Below are 1997 nucleotides of genomic sequence, written 5' to 3'. Positions count from 1 at the left end.
AACCTCACTCTGTTTTTCCAAACGTTCTGCTTTTGAGATTTTTTGACCAACAAAAACCAAATTCAAGTTTTCTTTGATTGATTGGTTTTCTAAGATCCCAAAATTTTGAAAGAGATAGCCCATCTGGTTTCGAAAATACTCACGAGTGGGAATGGTTTTTAAATCTTTCCCCTGATAGGGAACTCGTCCTCCATCTATCTTTTCTAACTTTCCTAAAATATTAAGTAGAGTTGTTTTTCCACTTCCACTCTTTCCGATTAAGGCATAGACCTTGCCCTTCTCCAGTTTGAGATTTAAACCAGAAAAAATCGCTCGGTCATTAAATTTCTTTTCCAATCCTTGAATATCAATCATCTTATTTTCCTTTCAATACGGCCATACTACCAGCCTCTTCTTTTTTGTCCTGCCTTACTAAAATCGACAGAGCGTTAATCGTAAACAAAGCTACAACTAGAGCACTCATCAAGCCATCTCCCGTCAAAAGACTAGATAGGATTAGGCCAAGCAAAAGAATTCCTCCTTGCGCCAGTAAATACTTACCATGAAGCTCATGGATTGTCATACCAGAGAGTCGTTTAATCATGATCTCCCGTCTGAATTGCTCAAAATAGAGAAGATTCATGGAATCAAATAACAAAATTGCCGTAGACAGGGTCAAAATAGTCCCAATAAGGAGAGAGTAAAACTCCATGCGTTTGTCATTTAGCACCTTGGCAAAAAATAACTGGCTTTTGACCAAATAAGAGACCTTGTGATACAGATCTTGCTCTTTTAGAGCTGTGATGCTGTCTTGGTAACTATCCAGTTTTAAACCATTATTAGCCGTAGTTCCCCATAACATCCCTGCAACAGGACCTGTTCCAGTCGCTTGTGGCGTTAGAACTACAATAATCGGATCTTTTAGATATTGACGGGTCGTCTTGTACCCATCGTTATAGAGGAAGCGTTCCTGTCCTATTTCTGTAAAAGCTAGCGTTACCTGTGGAAGGTAGTGTTTCTGACTCGTCACATCTACACTTTCAGATGAAAAGTTTTGCAGATAATCTGTAAATATTCCTTGATAGTAGGAAGACTCCCCTCGCAAGCTCTCAGGCAAAATTAGCCCAAACTCTCCCTCAGACACAGGTTTTGCATCTTGTCCATAAACTCGGAAGAAACAGCAATCTTACCCTCTATCAGATAGCGTGGTGAGACATAGATGACATTCCCTGCAGGTGTATAGTCATTGAGACGATTGACATCTAGATCAACTCTGCTCCATTTGAAAAATTGTCAACATTACTCATGATGTAAAAGGTAGAAATCCCTGCCAAGGTCAATCCATAAAGCAGAAGAGCAATGATGACAAGTTGCAGCGTTGCCATAAACAAGGCACCTTGATACCAGAGAATCCCCAATCCCAAAAGACTGGATACCAGCACCGAGAAGATAAGCTGTCTCACATCTTCTAACACCAGTCTGAGAGAAACCCCAATCAAGCTCTCACCAGCGATCAAGCGAATCCCTGCCTGACGAAGGGACTTAATCCGATAAATCAGAACCAGACTCATAAAGGTCAAGAGAAAAATGACTAGACTCAGTATCCCCCATAGGGGTGGTTCCCGAGAGGAAGACTATCGAAAACGGATCTTCTCCATTCGAATCAAAACCTTGATAGCCAAGTTCTTTCAGGGTAGTCTGCAAGCTCACTCCATCTAAGCCTCCTGACAAAATCAAGTAAGAACCTAATAAATCACTCGTTTCTGCACTCTCCTCGGAGGAAATGGTCAAACCTGCTGGAAGTTCTCCCTCGCCATAAGTAGCATAGGTAAAGCGAGTTTCTCCAGCTTCATTTGGTTCCACAATGCGACGTGCAATAAGACTATTGTGCTCTATTGCCAAGTTGGTGCCTACCAACAAGCTTATCAAGGACATAAAACGACAAGCCTTTGGTTTTAGGAACTTCAAAAACTTTAAAACGAAAATTGGCTCTATAATATTTGTAGTGGGTAACTCCC

Annotated in this window: 1 protein-coding gene and 2 pseudogenes; 1 reads left to right on the top strand and 2 read right to left on the bottom strand. The window is 41.1% G+C overall.

Features of this window, described 5'->3' with window-relative positions; all coding sequences use genetic code 11:
• Positions 1-354 (bottom strand): ATP-binding cassette domain-containing protein (locus tag SORDD16_RS09190; protein WP_128973504.1); only part of this gene is annotated, 354 nt, incomplete at its 3' end.
• Position 355: 1 nt separating this feature from the next.
• Positions 356-1887, bottom strand: a pseudogene (locus SORDD16_RS12045) (DUF1430 domain-containing protein); the annotation flags it as partial.
• Here SORDD16_RS12045 and SORDD16_RS11205 point away from each other — a divergent pair.
• Positions 1868-1997 (top strand): annotated as a pseudogene (locus tag SORDD16_RS11205) (transposase); the annotation flags it as partial. The pseudogenes SORDD16_RS12045 and SORDD16_RS11205 sit on opposite strands and share 20 nt — an antisense overlap.

Source organism: Streptococcus oralis, from assembly GCF_001578945.1.
GTDB classification, from domain to species: Bacteria; Bacillota; Bacilli; order Lactobacillales; family Streptococcaceae; genus Streptococcus; species Streptococcus oralis_Q.
The sequence above is the reverse complement of the archived record's forward strand: the minus strand, read 5'-3'. Positions and strand labels throughout refer to the sequence as shown.